The organism is Ralstonia pickettii (genome assembly GCF_000607165.1).
In the GTDB taxonomy this organism is placed as follows: Bacteria; Pseudomonadota; Gammaproteobacteria; order Burkholderiales; family Burkholderiaceae; genus Ralstonia; species Ralstonia holmesii.
Genome location: NZ_JFZG01000025.1, coordinates 150,052 through 165,566, shown reverse-complemented (window position 1 = coordinate 165,566; position 15,515 = coordinate 150,052). Strand labels below are relative to the sequence as shown.

16 protein-coding genes are annotated in these 15,515 nt (G+C 61.0%); 7 read left to right on the top strand and 9 right to left on the bottom strand.

All coding sequences use genetic code 11. The features are described from left to right. The first annotated feature begins 5 nt into the window (after window positions 1–5). Window positions 6–752, top strand: coding sequence for an acetoacetyl-CoA reductase (gene phbB / locus BG83_RS0122870; protein WP_024978924.1), 747 nt, complete (start codon window positions 6–8; stop codon window positions 750–752). A 23-nt stretch (window positions 753–775) separates the two neighbouring features. Here phbB and BG83_RS0122865 read toward each other — a convergent pair whose 3' ends face one another. Continuing rightward, complete coding sequence (locus BG83_RS0122865; RefSeq protein WP_235193258.1) at window positions 776–1,135, bottom strand: HPF/RaiA family ribosome-associated protein; 360 nt, start codon at window positions 1,133–1,135, stop codon at window positions 776–778. A 119-nt stretch (window positions 1,136–1,254) separates the two neighbouring features. Then, the gene (gene polX, locus BG83_RS0122860) at window positions 1,255–3,003 is read right to left on the bottom strand and encodes a DNA polymerase/3'-5' exonuclease PolX (RefSeq protein ID WP_024978922.1); all 1,749 of its coding nucleotides are present in this window, start codon (window positions 3,001–3,003) and stop codon (window positions 1,255–1,257) included. 180 nt (window positions 3,004–3,183) lie between these two features. On the opposite strand from polX, the gene BG83_RS0122855 reads away from it, so the two are divergent. Genes BG83_RS0122855 through BG83_RS0122840 form a run of 4 tightly spaced genes read left to right on the top strand, consistent with a single transcriptional unit; the run spans window position 3,184 to window position 8,222 of the window. Then, window positions 3,184–3,777: a rhomboid family intramembrane serine protease gene (locus BG83_RS0122855; protein WP_024978921.1), complete on the top strand. Its 594-nt coding sequence runs from the start codon at window positions 3,184–3,186 to the stop codon at window positions 3,775–3,777. 53 nt (window positions 3,778–3,830) lie between these two features. After that, a complete protein-coding gene (locus BG83_RS0122850) occupies window positions 3,831–4,619 on the top strand; it encodes a polysaccharide deacetylase family protein (protein ID WP_024978920.1) in 789 nt (262 codons plus the stop codon). Then, complete coding sequence (locus tag BG83_RS0122845; RefSeq protein WP_037032347.1) at window positions 4,594–5,874, top strand: putative glycoside hydrolase; 1,281 nt, start codon at window positions 4,594–4,596, stop codon at window positions 5,872–5,874. The genes BG83_RS0122850 and BG83_RS0122845 overlap by 26 nt, the downstream gene beginning before the upstream one ends. Then, complete coding sequence (locus tag BG83_RS0122840) at window positions 5,829–8,222, top strand: serine hydrolase (protein ID WP_037032345.1); 2,394 nt, start codon at window positions 5,829–5,831, stop codon at window positions 8,220–8,222. The genes BG83_RS0122845 and BG83_RS0122840 overlap by 46 nt, the downstream gene beginning before the upstream one ends. A gap of 52 nt (window positions 8,223–8,274) precedes the next feature. On the opposite strand, the gene BG83_RS0122835 is transcribed toward BG83_RS0122840, so the two are convergent. The 6 genes from BG83_RS0122835 to BG83_RS0122810 all read right to left on the bottom strand — a co-directional run bounded on the left by BG83_RS0122835 (window position 8,275) and on the right by BG83_RS0122810 (window position 12,067). Further along, window positions 8,275–8,727: a hypothetical protein gene (locus tag BG83_RS0122835; protein ID WP_235193257.1), complete on the bottom strand. Its 453-nt coding sequence runs from the start codon at window positions 8,725–8,727 to the stop codon at window positions 8,275–8,277. Between the two features lie 214 nt (window positions 8,728–8,941). Further along, the gene (locus BG83_RS0122830) at window positions 8,942–9,595 is read right to left on the bottom strand and encodes a hypothetical protein (RefSeq protein ID WP_235193256.1); all 654 of its coding nucleotides are present in this window, start codon (window positions 9,593–9,595) and stop codon (window positions 8,942–8,944) included. A gap of 28 nt (window positions 9,596–9,623) precedes the next feature. Next, the gene (locus BG83_RS0122825) at window positions 9,624–10,007 is read right to left on the bottom strand and encodes a hypothetical protein (RefSeq protein WP_024978915.1); all 384 of its coding nucleotides are present in this window, start codon (window positions 10,005–10,007) and stop codon (window positions 9,624–9,626) included. A 16-nt stretch (window positions 10,008–10,023) separates the two neighbouring features. Further along, the gene (locus BG83_RS0122820) at window positions 10,024–10,401 is read right to left on the bottom strand and encodes a hypothetical protein (RefSeq protein WP_235193255.1); all 378 of its coding nucleotides are present in this window, start codon (window positions 10,399–10,401) and stop codon (window positions 10,024–10,026) included. A gap of 555 nt (window positions 10,402–10,956) precedes the next feature. After that, entirely contained in the window at window positions 10,957–11,298 is a 342-nt protein-coding gene (locus tag BG83_RS0122815) for an HPF/RaiA family ribosome-associated protein (RefSeq protein ID WP_024978913.1), read from the bottom strand. Between the two features lie 223 nt (window positions 11,299–11,521). Next, window positions 11,522–12,067 carry an Hsp20/alpha crystallin family protein gene (locus BG83_RS0122810; protein WP_024978912.1) on the bottom strand — a complete coding sequence of 182 codons (546 nt, stop codon included), beginning with the start codon at window positions 12,065–12,067 and terminating at the stop codon, window positions 11,522–11,524. A 322-nt stretch (window positions 12,068–12,389) separates the two neighbouring features. Between BG83_RS0122810 and BG83_RS0122805 the strand changes: the two genes are divergently transcribed. Next, window positions 12,390–13,019: a response regulator transcription factor gene (locus tag BG83_RS0122805; RefSeq protein WP_024978911.1), complete on the top strand. Its 630-nt coding sequence runs from the start codon at window positions 12,390–12,392 to the stop codon at window positions 13,017–13,019. Window positions 13,020–13,052: 33 nt separating this feature from the next. Here BG83_RS0122805 and BG83_RS0122800 read toward each other — a convergent pair whose 3' ends face one another. Further along, window positions 13,053–14,801, bottom strand: coding sequence for a sensor histidine kinase (locus BG83_RS0122800; protein ID WP_024978910.1), 1,749 nt, complete (start codon window positions 14,799–14,801; stop codon window positions 13,053–13,055). A 357-nt stretch (window positions 14,802–15,158) separates the two neighbouring features. Between BG83_RS0122800 and BG83_RS28985 the strand changes: the two genes are divergently transcribed. After that, the gene (locus BG83_RS28985; RefSeq protein ID WP_080693724.1) at window positions 15,159–15,479 is read left to right on the top strand and encodes an HPF/RaiA family ribosome-associated protein; all 321 of its coding nucleotides are present in this window, start codon (window positions 15,159–15,161) and stop codon (window positions 15,477–15,479) included. The last annotated feature ends 36 nt before the right edge of the window (window positions 15,480–15,515 follow it).

Here is a 15,515-nt window from a genome sequence, read left to right as displayed (position 1 = left end):
CCGTCATGACAACACAACGCATTGCGCTCGTCACCGGTGGTATGGGCGGGTTGGGCGAAGCCATTGCCATCCGTCTTCATGCGCAAGGGCATCGGGTTGTGGTGACGCATTCGTTGGGCAATACGCATGTGACCGCATGGATGGCGGAACAGCATGCCCAGGGGCGTCTGTTTCAGACGTTCGCGGTGGATGTGGCTGACTACGACGCTTGCCAGCGGTGCGCATCGGATGTGCTCTCGACGGTGGGCCCGGTCGACATTCTGGTGAACAACGCCGGTATCACCCAGGACACGACCTTCAAGCGCATGACGCTGGATGCCTGGCGGAACGTGCTGGCCACCGATCTCGACTCCGTCTTCAACATGACCAAGCCGCTATACGAAGGCATGATCGAGCGCGGTTGGGGCCGCATCATCAACATCTCGTCAGTCAACGGATCGCGGGGCGCATTCGGGCAGACGAACTACGCGGCGGCCAAGGCTGGCATACATGGGTTCACCAAGGCGCTGGCACTTGAGTGCGCCGCAAAGGGCGTGACCGTCAACACGATTTCGCCCGGTTATCTCGCCACGCGAATGACGCGCGATATTCCCCACGAGATCATGCAAGAGCGGATTCTTCCGCAGATTCCGGTGGGCCGCCTCGGCCGGCCGGAAGAAGTGGCTGCCTTGGCGGCCTTTCTGTGCGGCGAGGACGCGGCCTACGTCACCGGTGCCAACCTGGCCGTGAATGGTGGCATGCACATGCAATAGTGCGCGTGCATGCCCACGACGCCTCAAGACTGTGACGAGCGTTTGCTACTGGCTTCCACGAGCATTCGTTCCACGTGCGAGAAGGCCTCGTGAAGTGCGACGTATGGGTCCTCGTTGGAGGTGTTGCTCGAAACATGCGTCTGATGCGGTGTGAACACGTGGACGTTGACGTCGAACGGCTTGCCCTGGTGCTGATGCTTGGCGCCGACGGCAAGGCTCACGCGGCAGCGCATCAGATCGGCATGAATACGCTTCAAGCGGTCTGCATGGTTGATAACCGCTTCTTCGACGGCCTTGGAATGCGGAATACCCTGGAAAGAAATGTCGACTGGGACGCTCATGGTTTGGCTCCGGTTGGTCTGGTGACTGATGTGGAAATTCATGTGTCCATTCTTGACCGCACGATTTCCGGCACCTTGACTCGGATCAACCCGAGGGGCACGGCGTACGGCATGTTGCGGTGCAAATACAGACTGTCCGAGGTGGTGTGCGCATGCGGTCATCACATGGTTCGCTTCAACAACGGCAGCAGGGTGTCGAGCGCGTGCGCATTGAGTACGTCCGCTTGCCCCAGCCATGCGCGGCGAGCTTGCGTGACACCAAGGGGCAGGTTCATCAGATCGGCGGGGCTGTGCGCGTCGGACGCAATGCTCACGAGCACACCTTCCGCCTTTGCCAGGCGGCATCCAATGTCGGACAGATCCAGTCGCGTGGGTTGGGCATTGGCCTCAACGTAGCAGCCGCGCTGCGCGATGGCTGTCAGAACCCGCTTGAGGTCAACATTGCAGGCGTTGCGCTCGCCGATCAGGCGGCCCAGCGGGTGGGCAAGGATGCTGAAGTGGGGATGGTCGAGCGCACGGAGAATGCGCGAGGTCTGTTGATCGACCGGCAGACTGAAATGGCTGTGGATGGCGCCCACAACAAGGTCCAGGCGCCCCAGCACCGAGTCGGGCAGGTCCAGTGACCCGTCCTCCAGGATGTCGACTTCAACCCCCTTGAGCAGCACGGGCCAACCCTTGTGCTCGGCGTTGAACCGGTCGATGGCATCGGCTTGTGCGGCCAGGCGATCTGCCGTAAGCCCGTGTGTCACGGCAATGCGCGGCGAATGGTCGGTCACTGCCAGGTATTGATAGCCCAGCAGACGCGCTTGCGCTGCCATGGCTTCGAGGCTGGCGGTGCCGTCGCTGGCGGATGTGTGGACATGAAGATCCCCCTTGATGTCGCTCTGCTCAAGGAGGGATGGCAGCAAGCCGGACTGCGCGGCCGCGATCTCCCCGTGGTCTTCGCGCAGCTCGGGGCAGATCCAGGGCAACCCGACTGCGCGGTAGACCGATGCCTCCGTCTGGCCGGCGATACGCTCCTTTCCTCGGAAAACACCGTACTCGTTGATCTTCAGCCCCTGGGTCTGTGCAAGTTTGCGCAGCGCGATGTTATGGGCCTTCGAGCCGGTGGAATACACAAGCGCCGCGCCGAAAGCGTCGGGCCGCACCACGCGCAAGTCCACCTGCATGCCATTTTTCAGGACGACGCTGGCGCGGGTGGGCCCCGCAGAGATCCGAGTGGCTACCTCGTTGTAGTGCACGAGATGCTCAACGATCTGCGCGCGCTTTCTTCCCGTGATGAGCAGATCAAGGTCCCCCACGGTGTCTCGCCCTCTGCGGTAGCTGCCGGCCACGACGAGTTGGTCGACCAGGCCGCTTGCCAGCAGGTAATGCGTCAATGCGTCGGCACATGGCTTGGCGGTTGCCAAGCCATAACGGCGATCGCGTGCCAGACGCGCCTTGAGGGTTTCGAGCAACCGCAGTTCGCTTCGGGCGCCGAAGCCATGCAGTTCGCGAATGCGGTGCGCCGCCGCAGCCCGAGCCAACTCGTCCAACGATGTGATGCCCAGTTCGTGTTGCAGCGCACGGGCCCGCTTTGGGCCAAGGCCGGGCAATTGGAGCAGTTGAAGTACGTACGATGGAACCTCGGTGCGCACGCGCGTGAGCATGGCGCAGCTTCCCGTTTCGACGATCTCGCGCATCTTTGCCGAGAGGTCGACCCCGACACCGGGCAAGGCGGTCAAGTCGGCGCCGCGTGCCAGCATGGCGTCAACGCCTTCCGTCATGCCTTCGACCATGCGGGCAGCATTGCGGTAAGCGCGCACCCGAAACGGGTTGGCCTCCTCAACCTCCAGCAAATCAGCGATTTCGTTAAAGATCGCGGCGATGGCCTGATTCGCGGGGTACTGATAGGAAGCGGCCAATGGCATGGGACATCCTCTTGTGTGCTCGTAGCTTCATCGTTTCATCTGGCCATACCAGGGCCTTGCGGCACATCAAACGGAATGCGTGGCTTTGCCGGATCACGACACACTGTCGAACCGGCTTGCGCGAGATCAATCCGGCCAACGCGCGCGGCCGTATCGTGGGCAGAGATCAGGGGTGCCTTCATGATCAAGCTGCTCATCCTCATCAACGTGGCCGTGTTCGGTGCAGAGCTCTTTGCGGGAGACGCGCTGCTGCGTACCTTTGCGCTCTGGCCGCTCGGCATATCAGGGGCCGGCCTGCGCAGCGGATTCATGCCGTGGCAACCGCTGACATACGCTTTCCTGCATGCGAACGGGGCGCATCTGGCGCTCAACATGTTCGGCCTCTACATGTTCGGGCGCGACGTGGAACGCACCGTGGGCACGCCTCGGACTTGGCTGCTCTACGTATCCAGCATCTTGAGCGCGGCGTTCGCCCAAATCGCTTTTACCGTCTTCAGCGTTCTGCCGGCGGGTCCGGTCATTGGCGCTTCCGGTGGCGTATTCGGATTGCTTCTCGCTTACGCCGTCCTGTTTCCCAATCGCATGATTGTTCCGTTGATCCCACCCATCCCCATGCCTGCGTGGGTGTTTGCGACGCTCTATGCGATCGTGGAACTGACGCTGGGCGTGAGTGGAACCGAAGTCGATGTCGCGCACTTTGCCCATCTGGGCGGCATGGCGGGCAGCGGAGTGCTGCTCTGGCATTGGCTGCACGGCACACCCCGCGAGTCATAGGCCGGGCGGGGCGGGCGAGGCGCTCTATCCATATTCCTTCGGAGTTGCGGCTGATGAACACCTGGGTCTTCTCGTTGTGCTGGGCGCTTCTGATGTTTGCGTGCCCTAGTGCCAACGCAGATATGGCGGCCGTGGAGCCACATGTGGTGGTGCTCATCTATCACCGCTTTGCATCGACGGTGGATAGCACCATGACGGTTCGGATGCAGACATTCGAAGCGCATCTACAGGCGATCGAGGCGGCTGGTTATCGCATCGTTCCGCTCGCAGACATCCTGCGCTGGCACGAGGGCGAGCAAGATGCACTGCCGGCGAAGGCCGTGGCCATTACGGTGGATGACGGCCATCGGTCTGTCTACGAGACGTTGTGGCCCGCGCTGCGCGGCCGGCGCATTCTCGTAACGCTATTTGTGTACCCGTCTGCCATCTCAAATGCCGCATACGCGATGACCTGGCCACAGTTGCGAGAGCTGGCCCGCACCGGCCAGTTTGACGTGCAGTCTCATACCTACTGGCATCCGAACTTCCGGGTGGAACGGATGCACCGCAGCGCCGATGATTTCGTCAAGTTCGCCCACGATCAGTTGCGCCGTGCAAAGGTGCGCATCGAAACGGAGATCGGCGTTCCGGTGCATTTGCTTGCTTGGCCTTTCGGCATCCACGATGCTGAGTTGGAACGCATCGCGCAAGAGGAGGGCTATACCGCAGCCTTCACGCTGGACGCGCAACCGTTGCGGGCGAAGCAACCCGCCCTCGCACTGCCCCGATACCTGATCACCGATGGCTGTGGAGCGCGATGCATGACGAACATTCTCAATGCAGCCGGGGGCAATCATGAATAGCCGCCTGCGCCACTGGCTTGCAGCGGCGTGGCTCTGTTGCGCGCCGCTTGCCGGCGCAACCGAGGTCAGGGTGGTAGACGCACAGACCCACCGTCCTGTGGAAGGCGCGATCACATTCGTTCAGGGGCAGAGCGGAACGACCGATGCTGCTGGCCTGGCCGCCATTCCGACATCGGCAGTGGATGCACGCGCGACGCTCAGTGTCCGCGCTCCCGGCTACGCACGTGCCGAGCGGGTGCTTGGCGGCGCGCAGGCCGCAGGCGAGATCGTGCTCAAGCAGATCAAGCCCCGGGCGGTCTATCTGTCGGTACAGGGCGTATCCAACCGATCCTTGCGCGATGCGGCTGTCGCACTTCAGGGCGAGACGGCCATCAACGCGCTGGTGATCGACATGAAGGGCGACCGGGGCGATACACCTTACCCGAGCGCGGCCCGTGTGGCAGTAGGCGCGGCCCGCGAACAGAAAAACGGTGCAGCCCGCTTCAACCAGTTCGCCGCCGTGATTCGGCAACTTCGTCTACGTGGCCTGTATCTGATTGCGCGCATCGTTGTCTTCAAGGACGACCCGTTGGCCCGGGTGCACCCCGAATGGGCCGTGCGAGATCGCGATGGAGCGGTCTGGCACGATCGTGAAGATCAACAATGGATCGACCCCGGTGTCGAAGCCGCCTGGGCCAACACACTTGACGTGGCGGAAGAGGCTGCAAGACTCGGGTTCGACGAAATCCAGTTCGACTACCTGCGTTTTCCGGACGCCAATGGCTTGCAGTTCCATCAGGCCAACACGCAAGCACACCGGGTTGCGGCCGTGACAGGTTTTCTTGCGCAGGCGAGAGAGCGGCTGCGGCCGTACAACATTTACCTGGCAGCGGATATTTTCGGCTACGTCTGCTGGAACACCGACGACACGGCGATCGGCCAGCAGATCAACACATTGGGTGCTGTGGTCGACTACATCTCGCCCATGCTCTATCCGTCCGGTTTCACTTGGGGCTTGCCGGGCGTCAGAAAACCCACCGAGAATCCCGGCGAGATCGTCTCGCACTCTCTGGCTGAAGCGAAGCGGCGTACAGGTTTGCCGGGGGTGAGGTTCCGGCCATGGCTGCAGGCGTTCCGGGACTATGCTTTTGATCGTCGTGAGTTCAATGCCGAGATGATCCGCGCCCAAGTCGACGCTGCCGATGCGGAAGGTACCAACGGGTGGATGCTATGGAACGCGCGCAATCGTTACGATCCAGCCAATTTGCCGCGATAGCCGCGGTGCTGGCTGCGGTGCTGTTTGCCTGCATGCAAAGCGGGCGCGCCGAGCCCACCATCAACGCGCCAGGGCCGCTGGGCACGCCTGTGCCCATGCGAGAGCTGGAAGCCGTGCTGGCCGCGCAGATTGCAGATGCCAATGTGGCCGGGGCAGTGGTGGCCATCGGTGATGCCAGCGGGGTGCGCGAACGTATCGCGCTGGGTCAGCGGTCCGTCGGACGCGCCGCTGAGCCGCTGACCGAAGACACGATCTTCGATCTGGCATCCCTTACCAAGGCAGTGGCCACTTCCACGGCGGTGTTGCAGTTGGCAGAGCGCGGACGTTTGGACCTGGATGCACCTGCCAGCCGGTACTGGCCAGCCTTCGCGGACGGAGGGAAGGCGCGCATCACAATACGGCAGTTGCTAACGCACACCTCAGGCCTGCCTCCCGGCCTGGCTGCCCGATCCGAACTCCGGGGCCCCGCCACGGTGCTTCACGCGATCGGGATCATGCCGCCGATTGCAGAGCCAGGGCAACGTGTCATCTACAGCGATCTCAACTATGTCACCTTGGGCGAGATCGTCCAGCGTGTCAGTGGGATCGGGCTTGACGCATGGTGTGCGCAGAACATTTTTCGACCACTTGGCATGCGCGACACCGCGTTCCGTCCGAGCCGCAAGGCGATCACGCGCATTGCGCCGACCATCATTCGCAACGGGCGATGGCTTCGCGGCAAAGTGCATGATCCGACGGCCGCGGCGCTGGGCGGTGTCGCCGGCAACGCGGGTTTGTTCTCTACGGCGGATGATCTCGCGCAGTTCGCCAGGATGCTCCTCAACGGGGGCCGCGTTGGGGATCGCCGTATCTTGCAGCCGGACAGCGTTGCCCTGCTGTTGACGCCGGACGGTTCGACTGCAGTGGAGGGGACGCGCACGCTGGGATGGGAAGTCCAGGCGCCGTTGATCCCCAACCGCTATCGCGCGCCGCGTGTCGGACTCGTCCAGCACCTGGGCTATACCGGAACTGGGTTATGGATCGACTTGGTCACGCGCCGATTCGTGATTGTGCTCACGAGCCGGCTGTATCCGGACGAGCGGGGTAACGCCACGCCGTTGCGTGAAGCCGTGCTGAATCTGGTATCGAGCACGGCGCCGCTGCTCTCCGGCGAACAGATCGCGGCGCGCGCCCCGACCATGGCTGATGCAGTGATCAGTGCTGGACGCCGCTTACCCATGGCGGTCGGACCCGTGCGATCCGGTATCGACGTGTTGGAGGCCAACGGCTTCGCACCGCTTGTCGGAAAACGGGTCGGCTTGGTCACGAACCACAGTGGCTTTGACGCGCAGGGGCGGCGGACTATCGATGTACTGAGTCAGGCACCCGGTGTGCGGCTGAGCGCCATCTTTGCGCCAGAGCATGGCATCGGCACCGATCTCGATGCGCGCTTTGGTGACACGATCGATACACGCTCCAACGTGGTCGTCCATAGCCTCTACGGCAACAGCAAGGACATACCACGCAGCGCGCTGGCCGATATCGACGTCCTGGTGTTTGACCTCCAGGACGCGGGCGTACGCTTCTTTACCTACCTTGCCACCCTGGGGGCGACGCTGGAAGCCGCAGCGAAGGCCCACATCCCAGTGCTGGTGCTGGACCGTCCCAACCCGATAGGCGGTGATCTCGTTGGTGGGCCGGTATCAGATACGGCAAACCGCTCATTGACGAACTACGTGCCTCTGCCGCTTGTGCACGGCATGACGATCGGCGAGCTTGCCAGGTTGCTGAACGACGAGCTGCACATCGGCGCAGCACTGCATGTCGTGGCCATGGAGCAGTACGACCGCGCAATGCGCTTTGCCAATACCGGGCTGGGTTGGGTTCCGCCATCGCCAAACCTGCGTGACTTCGCTGCCTTGGAGCGATATCCGGATGTGGGGCTGGTTGAGGGCGCAAGTGTCAGCGTGGGCAGAGGCACGTCGGCGCCGTTTGGCATGGTCGGGGCACCGTGGATGGATGGCGCTGAGGTCGCGCGAGAACTCAATGCGCTGGATACCGGTGCCACCTATACGCCCGTCCATTTTGTTCCCGCGGAGGGGCCATACCATGGCCGCTCGTGCTCGGGTGTGGCGATCCACCGCACGTCTGCGCTCACGCGCCCGGGTCGCATCGGATTAGCGCTGGCCCGGGTGCTGTCGCAGCGCTATCCACAGCATTTCAAACTGGAGGCGATCCGCACTTCGGTTGGCTCGGAGACGGTCTGGGCGATGCTGCGTGATGGTGTTTCGCTCGACGCGATCGAGCACGCCTACATTGCACAGACCGATGCCTTTCTTCCCGAGCGAGCGGCGTATCTGCTGTATTGACGATGGCAGCTACGCGCATCGACGGAATTCGACAAGGCAATACCAGACGCTGCTACTTCGTCTTATTGCCGCCATCCGTGTATGGGTCACGTTTGCCCTTTGCGCCTTCGGTGTACGGATCAAACTTGCCGCTCCTTGATCCTTCTGTGTACGGGTCGCGCTTGGCTTGTTTGCCCCCGTCCGTATAGGGGTCACGTTTGCTCTTTGCGCCTTCTGTGTAGGGGTCAAACTTGCCGCGCCTTGATCCTTCCGTGTACGGGTCGCGTTTGGCTTGCTCGGCGCCGTCGGTATATGCGTCGCGTTTGCCCTTTGCGCCTTCCGTGTAGGGATCAAACTTGCCGCTCCTCGACCCTTCCGTGTACGGGTCGGGCTTGGCCTGTTTGGCGCCATCCGTGTAGGGATCCACCTTGCCGGCCCTTTGTCCGTCGCTGTTCGGTGCTGTGTCGGGCTTACTTTGTGCGTACGCCGACGTGGAAGCTGCCGCGACAACGAGCAAAGTCATCATGAGTTTTCCGCGCATTTTGTGCTCCTGCAAACAAATCAAGTCCAACCGTTGGATCAAAGAACCTGTTCCATCCACCACATGCTTGCCCGATGGCTATTTCAAGAATAGATAGCTGCCAGAGACGCTCGTTGACAGGAATCAAGCCGTGCTCTTTCGTCGACGCCTGCGTGGCACATGCTTTGGGCTGGCATATCTCCATTCGCCATGGCAGCCGTCAGGCGTCTTGCGCGTTCTGGGACTTCGTTTGTGGCTGCAACCGCGATGGGGCTTGCGTAGCCGACGCGGCTATCACGTTGAAGGTGTTGACCAACGTCTGCCAAGAGTCCAGGGACGCGATCAACAGTTGTGCGGGAGTTGCAGTCGTTCCGGGACGATGTTGGAACTGATCGTTCCAGTCCGTCGCTTGGCGCAGATAAGAGCGCTGTGCGTCATTGAGGAAGTCGGCCCACTGCCGAACTGCATTTGCGCTTTGGTCGGCTTGGAGCTTCATATAGGCGCTCTGCGCCGAGGCCAGTGTGCTCCAGTCTTTGACTGCGTCCAACTGGCCCTCCAGCTGGGACAGATTCTGCAGCGCGGTTTCCGCCATCTTGACGCGAAGGCGCGCGAGATGAAGCTGGCTATCGACAAAGAACTCGGCCGCGCGGCTGGCATTGCGCAGGGTCGCGCAGGCGAGGTTACGGGCTGCATCAGTAGGCTGTGGCATCACGATCTCCGGTTGACATGACTGCAGGGTAGGCACTTCGTTATTGCCGGAGTTGACCTGACGCAAGTCTCTGGAGCAGCTTGCCGTATGCCGCAGATTGGGCGGCTTTCCTGAGGCGGTTGGCTGCCCGAGCCAGAGACCTTCTTCCGAGAGCAGTGCCCTCATCGCATCTGCTGAGCATGCCGGTCGGCGCTTAGTCCAGATCCAACTCTGGGTGGTCGGACAGAACGTCGGCTCGGGAACGGCATGCGCGCAGCGGGTCGTCTGGTCCAATCCATGCCGCGCGCACGTTCGCGCAGACGTCACGAAACCTCGCGGTGGTGATGCCCATGCGATTGGCTGCCGTGGCCCAGTGTGTAAAGACTTTCGAATGCACAGCCAGATATCTCTGGCGAACGTCTGGCTCCCGCGGAAACATGCCATCTCCGGTGGAGAAGTCAGGGCACCTGAGGTAGAAGTTGAACCAGAAGAGCGCTGCATACGCCCGGAGAATCTCTTCCACTGACTCGCGGCAGGCCGGGTCGACGGCGATATGCGGGCACGGGCAATCGGTCGCACAGAAATAGGTCGTACGCATGTTTGCGCGCTCCGGGTTATCCGACGTGTTGGGGTGGCATGGCGGGGGAATACGCTCGCAGCGGATTGGTGATGGTTTCCACCGTAACCGTCATGTCCAGCCCGCCGACGCCAGGCAAGCGGAGCAGGGTCATCTTCAAATAGGCCAGCGGGCGGGCGTTGTTGACGTGGCCAGCGACGCGAATGCGCCCATGCTCGGCGCTAACATGAAGCCTGTTCGCCAACGACGGCGCAAACCAGTTAGCGGCTGTTTTTGCCAGAATGGCAAGCGCCGGATCCGGGAGCAGACAGGAACTGGCATCCGGAAGAAAGGCCGTTGCCAATGCGTCTTCGTTGATGTGCCGAATGGGTGCCGCTGTAGCGATCTGGTGGTGGACGAAGGCGGGAACGATCATGGCAAGTCCTGCGTGTCGAGGTGTCTTGTCATCACTGTAGAAGACGGCTTGGAAGCCTATTTGATCGTGAGCAAAGCTTGACCTGCCCCCCCGCGGCTGACTGCAAGCTGCGCTTGATGTTGATCGAGCAGGGGGGCATACGTTTCAGATGTCGACACACGTATTCGTTCCGCAAACGGCGCGGTGTCTCTGACTGCGATATCGGAAGGCCCGCTGCTCTACGTCCCTGCAGTGTGGCAAGTACCACGTCAGCGCGTCTTATAACGGCGTGGAGCGGCAGGACGTGCGCAGTCCTTGCCATGCCATTTCATTGATACATGCTTGGCGGAGCCGGCTGCACCCTTGCCGCATAGCGCGCGGCGAGTTCGCGGCCGAGCAGGACACCCGCACTGAATGCGAGGTCTCGGGAGACATAGCCTTCAGCGTTGGCGGCGGAAACCCAGGACGAGCATTTCCCATTAGGCGAAACGAACCTGCATTCGCAATCCCAGCGCTTGTCGCTTCGCCGTTTTGTACGAACGTCCACCCAGCCGCGCCCGGCTTGAACGGTCAAACTCATATTCCCCCCTTGGCTTCGAGGAGCGCGTTCGATTGCGTGCGGACCATTTCGCTTCGCAACGCGAACTCGATTTCTCTGAATGCTTCGCGAAGTGCCTCACGGGCGTCGTCACTGAGGGCTTGGCCCGAGAGGTGGCGGTGGTGGCGTGTCATCACATCAACGTGCACCCTGACGGGACGGTTGTGTGTCTGTTGTCGTGGGGCTTGAATCAACTTGACGCGGCAACGTGCGATCTCCGCCTGAGCGGCGCCCAGGCTGTTCGCCTGTTTGATGACAGCCGCCTCGATCGCTTGGGAGTGCGGAAAGTCTTGGAATGAAATATCCAATGGCAAGGTCACGCTCGAACTCCTTGACCCGATGTTGGGCACCGCCACGCCATCATGGGTAGCAGAGAATTTCAAGGTCGGTTTCTGTCAACCGGATGGCGCGGCCGGAGCGTAGGGGCTCGGGCCGCGAGTAAGACCGCAAGCGACGGAGTACGAGTGCGAGTACGAGTGCGAACAGTGCAACGATTTGCCGCTCTACGTCCCCCGCCGTTCTTACGGCAAGCCATCCGAGACATCAGCCCCCGTTGACGGGGATCGTCTTGGAAGCGGCTTGCGCTGCGTCCGTCTTGGGGAGTGTCACCGTTAACACCCCATTCTTGACGCTGGCCTGGATCTTGTCTGCGTCGACGCCATCGGGCATGCGGAATGAACGCTCGAATGCCCCGAAGTGGCGTTCATGCAGGTAATAGTCTTTCTGTTTCTCTTCCTTCTCTTCCTGCTTCTCGCCTTTGATCGTCAAGCCGCCGTTGGCCAGCTTGACCTCGACGTCCTTCTCTTCCATGCCTGGCAGATCGGCTTTGATCTCGTAAGCCGTATCGGTTTCGACAACGTCTACGGCAGGTGCGGACGTCAAAGCCCATTCGCGACGCCAGAATGGCGCGATATCGAGCGCAGCACGATGAAATGGAAAGAGATGAAATCCGCGGTCGAAATCATCGAAGACACGCGCAACCTCATGCCGTAGGTTGTCGAACGCGCGCCAGGGTTGCATGGAGCCCGGTTGCTTGGGCGAAGCTTCCGTTCCGGTCTTCACGGCGGGCTTGGTGTCGGATTCAGCCATGATGCTTTCTCCTATGGGGGGACTGGGAGAAACCATTCTGGACGCGGATGCGAACCGCATCTTGATGGACATCAACGGGCCTATGCCCGCGATGTTGTGCTCCATTTTCCGTCGGATCCATGCGTTCCCCTCGCGATCACGCAAACGATCTTGCTGTTGCCCGAGCAGGATTGGCGAGCGTTTTGAGGCCTCGTCGCGTTGCCACAAGCAGCGCACATTCCTGTTCCTGACATTGATCAGAAAGCCATATGGCAAGCGTTGTATGCGAATTGCCGCGCCACCTACCATGAAATGATGGGAGCGCAGATCTAAGGGAGACGCGATGATCAAGGTGCTGATAGCGGATGACCACGCCGTCTTTCGTGAGGGATTGGGCCGCATTCTGAGCGATGCCTGCGATATCGAAGTTGTTGGCGAGGCAATTGACGGTGCATCAACCATCGATCTGGTGCGCGGTACACCGGCCGACGTCATCGTGCTGGACTTATCGATGCCAGGGCGCAGCGGCATTGACCTGATCGCCCAGGTTCGCAGGGATGTTCCGCAGCTCAAAGTCTTGGTCTTGACCATGCACGCTGAGGACCAGTACGCGCTACGCGCATTCCGAGCAGGGGCCGTCGGCTATCTGACGAAAGAGGGGGCGGTCAAGGAGCTGGAGAAGGCTATCCGCAAGGCCGCCTCGGGCGGTACATACATGACGCAGGCCGTGGCAGAGCTACTCGTGCACAATCTCGGCGACCCAGACGACAGGCAGCTTCATCAGCGGCTCAGTGACCGCGAGTTCGATATTTTCCTGCGCTTATCGAAAGGCGAGTCGCTGGCGACGATTGCGCACGATCTCTGCATCAGCAAAAAAACTGTCAGCACATATAAAGCGCGCATTCTGGAAAGAATGCACTTGCAGAATGATGTCGCCTTGGTCCGGTACGCGCTCAGCCATGGGTTGGCATGAGCTGGCCGCAGCGAGCAGTGCCGCAATGCCGAACTACATTGCCCTGGGTTGGTCATCGGCTGCTGGCAGCCGTGTTTGCGGAGTTGCGGCTATCGTTTGTGGAATGGTCAGTTCGATCAATGTTCCGGTTTCGGGCGATGAGTCGATGCTTAAGCTCCCTTGTACGAGATAGGCGCGCTCACGCAAGCCAACAAGCCCGAAAGACAGGTCTTTTCTCGGATGCGCAGGGTCGAAGCCGATGCCATCGTCCCGCACGGAAAGCTGGACGGTGGGGGCCTCATAGATCAGCCGCACCTGTACAACCGACGCACCAGCATGGCGTGCGACATTGACCAGACACTCCTGCAGCACGCGATACACAGTGGATGCGAAAGGCTCGGGTAGCTCAAAGTGCTCGGGCGCAATCGTCAGCTCGCACCGAATACGGTGCCGCCGTTGAAACGAATCAACGAGCCATCTGCACGCAGGTACAAGACCAAGATCGTCGAGCATGGACGGGCGCAAATCGGAAGCGAGCCGCCGTGTCGCACCGATCATGTCGTCCACAGCTTGCTCCATTGAACTCAAGCGTTCGGCAGCCGGCTTGTTCGTGGCGTCAAGCTTGTGCTCCAACATCTGCATGTCGACCTTAAGCGCTGCCAGCGATTGGGCAAGCTCGTCGTGAAGCTCGCGGGAAATGCGCCGCCGCTCTTCTTCGCCGGCCCGTGAACTGATCGTTGCCAACTCACGCAATTCCTCTCTCGAGCGCTCAAGCGCCTGTTCGGCGCGCTTACGCTCGATGATTTCCTGTCGAAGCTCGCCGTTCGTGACGCTGAGTTGAGCGGTGCGGTCCTTGACGCGCTGTTCGAGATGCTCGTTCGCTTCGTTCAATTGTTGCGTCTTCTCCAACGCGCGTGCGCGCGCTGCGCTCTCGTTATCCAGTGCTTTCACCAGCATGGCGTAGAGCCTGGCATGTTCGATGATCAGCGCGACAAGGACAAAACTGGACGCGACAAGGCCGTAGGCGCGGCCGGCGTAGAAGCCGAGGTCGAACCGACCGTGGTTGAACACGGCAGACAGTGCCACTTCAAATGCCGATGTGACGGCGACAACTGCACACCATAGATTCAGCAGGGAGTGGCCGCGGTGCCGCCACAGAATTGCAGCGGCCAGCACATTGAGCATCCACACAATGCCGACTGTCGTTGACATTGCACCGGTATATCCGTGCCCGCTCATGATGGCTGCCAAGAGCGATGGGTGCGTAGCCAGCGCAGTCAGCCCGTAAGTCAAAAGCAGTACGACGCCGGCCGCCCATAGAACGGGGGAGAGTGCGTGCCGCAACCGGATATGCCGCGTGCGCTCGTTTTCCTGCAGAAGGGCATAGGCGATCAGCGAGAGCGGAAACCCGCCGTGCCAGAACATATAGAGCCACGCTGTCGTTTGCGGGCCTGCATTCAGAAGCCCCGATGCAGAGAACAGCCCGGGGAAACTGAGCATGTGCGCCGCCGCAACCGTGGCGGTGAAGAAGTAGCCGGATGAAAGCGCCAGCAACCCCGGCGAGCGGAGCAGGGTGAACTGCCCGACCAGCATCGCAGCGGTGACAAGATCGTTGATGACGACCGCGGATTCATAGACGGGAATGAACCCCCAAACTTGCGCCAGTTGCCACTGAGCGAACGGCAATACGGCCACAAAGACCACGACAGACGCCAGCATTGCTGCCATGACCAACCGCTTCTGATTCGGTCGCGGCACGACGGTCGACAGGAAGATGCGGGGATTGCTCCCGGGGTCGCTCAAAATCACTCTCCGATAACTAGAACCGGCGCACGCGGCACGCTTTTCCGAAATGTGGGGCTTGACCGCGCGCGCTGGCTTCGGACCTTGTCAGGTTTTCCTGACATGGAGAGCGCCATCGGGCTGATGTGCATTTCATCCCAGGCTGCTTACTCGCGTTGACTCACCTCTGTAGGCTTCAACCTTAGCTTGCAAGCAAGCGTATCAATATGAGGCAGCGCAGATATTCCGCTGGTTAGCCTGAAGCGAGGCATGAAGTCGAGCGCGCGATCGCTGCCTGATCAACTGGTTCATCCGCAAGAGAACCCCCCGATTGGTTCCGCTTCGCTGTTGAACTTCGGTTTTATATTCGTCTAGATCATGGACACTCGACGAGTCGAGATTCAGTTCCGGCATCTGCCTCCCTCCGATGCCATCAAGGAAGCCGTGAGGCGATTTTTCAACAAGCTCAATGGTCTGCCATGCAGCGTCGAAAGGTGCAGCGTGAGGTTGGCTTCCGAAAGAGCCGAACCGCTTTGCGGCGGTCCCTATTTCGTTCACGTCGAGGTGAAGATGCAAGGGCAGGAGCTTGCAATCGACCAGGCATCTGATGTGGACGTGTATGTCGCGCTTCTCAATGCCCTTCGGGACATGCATGAAATGGTCAGAGCAGCGGGATCGAAACGCCGATGCGCTGCATGACAACCGGCTGTGGCAGCGCCTGCGGTTGTTGGTAAC

Coding starts and splice junctions, on each gene's coding strand:
- phbB (WP_024978924.1), top strand. CDS start 6: ATGACAACACAACGCATTGCGCTCGTCACCGGTGGTATGGGCGGGTTG.
- BG83_RS0122865 (WP_235193258.1), bottom strand. CDS start 1,135: ATGAATTTCCACATCAGTCACCAGACCAACCGGAGCCAAACCATGAGC.
- polX (WP_024978922.1), bottom strand. CDS start 3,003: ATGCCATTGGCCGCTTCCTATCAGTACCCCGCGAATCAGGCCATCGCC.
- BG83_RS0122855 (WP_024978921.1), top strand. CDS start 3,184: ATGATCAAGCTGCTCATCCTCATCAACGTGGCCGTGTTCGGTGCAGAG.
- BG83_RS0122850 (WP_024978920.1), top strand. CDS start 3,831: ATGAACACCTGGGTCTTCTCGTTGTGCTGGGCGCTTCTGATGTTTGCG.
- BG83_RS0122845 (WP_037032347.1), top strand. CDS start 4,594: ATGCAGCCGGGGGCAATCATGAATAGCCGCCTGCGCCACTGGCTTGCA.
- BG83_RS0122840 (WP_037032345.1), top strand. CDS start 5,829: ATGGAACGCGCGCAATCGTTACGATCCAGCCAATTTGCCGCGATAGCC.
- BG83_RS0122835 (WP_235193257.1), bottom strand. CDS start 8,727: ATGATGACTTTGCTCGTTGTCGCGGCAGCTTCCACGTCGGCGTACGCA.
- BG83_RS0122830 (WP_235193256.1), bottom strand. CDS start 9,595: ATGAGGGCACTGCTCTCGGAAGAAGGTCTCTGGCTCGGGCAGCCAACC.
- BG83_RS0122825 (WP_024978915.1), bottom strand. CDS start 10,007: ATGCGTACGACCTATTTCTGTGCGACCGATTGCCCGTGCCCGCATATC.
- BG83_RS0122820 (WP_235193255.1), bottom strand. CDS start 10,401: ATGATCGTTCCCGCCTTCGTCCACCACCAGATCGCTACAGCGGCACCC.
- BG83_RS0122810 (WP_024978912.1), bottom strand. CDS start 12,067: ATGGCTGAATCCGACACCAAGCCCGCCGTGAAGACCGGAACGGAAGCT.
- BG83_RS0122805 (WP_024978911.1), top strand. CDS start 12,390: ATGATCAAGGTGCTGATAGCGGATGACCACGCCGTCTTTCGTGAGGGA.
- BG83_RS28985 (WP_080693724.1), top strand. CDS start 15,159: ATGGACACTCGACGAGTCGAGATTCAGTTCCGGCATCTGCCTCCCTCC.